The sequence below is a fragment of the Actinomycetospora termitidis genome (assembly GCF_030286555.1).
In the GTDB taxonomy this organism is placed as follows: domain Bacteria; phylum Actinomycetota; class Actinomycetes; order Mycobacteriales; family Pseudonocardiaceae; genus Actinomycetospora; species Actinomycetospora termitidis.
In genome coordinates this window covers 1-329 of the sequence record NZ_JASVWF010000028.1, presented here as the reverse complement: position 1 = coordinate 329, position 329 = coordinate 1, and the positions used below count along the sequence as shown (strand labels likewise).

Here is a 329-nt window from a genome sequence, read left to right as displayed (position 1 = left end):
GGCCACGGCATGCTCGGCGCCGTCGAGGAGGTGACCCCCGAGGAGTACCGGCCGCTGTTCGAGACCAACGTCTTCGGACTGATCGAGACCACCCGCGCGGTGCTCCCGACGCTACGCAAGCAGGGTGCCGGCGGCCGGATCGTCATGATGTCCTCCGGAGCCGGGATCGCGGGCATCGCCGGCGACGGCTACTACAACGCCACGAAGTTCGCCGTGGAAGGCCTCTCGGAGGCGCTCGCCCAGGAGGTCGCACCCTTCGGGATCGCCACGATCATCGTCGAGCCCGGTCCGTTCCGGACCGACTTCCTCGGCCGCTCCATGCGCACCGC

At 69.9% G+C, this 329-nt stretch carries 1 protein-coding gene; it reads left to right on the top strand.

Annotation, left to right across the window (positions count from 1 at the left end; all coding sequences use genetic code 11):
• A partial coding sequence (locus QRT03_RS32040; RefSeq protein WP_286057231.1) for an SDR family NAD(P)-dependent oxidoreductase occupies positions 1-329 on the top strand: 329 nt, incomplete at both ends.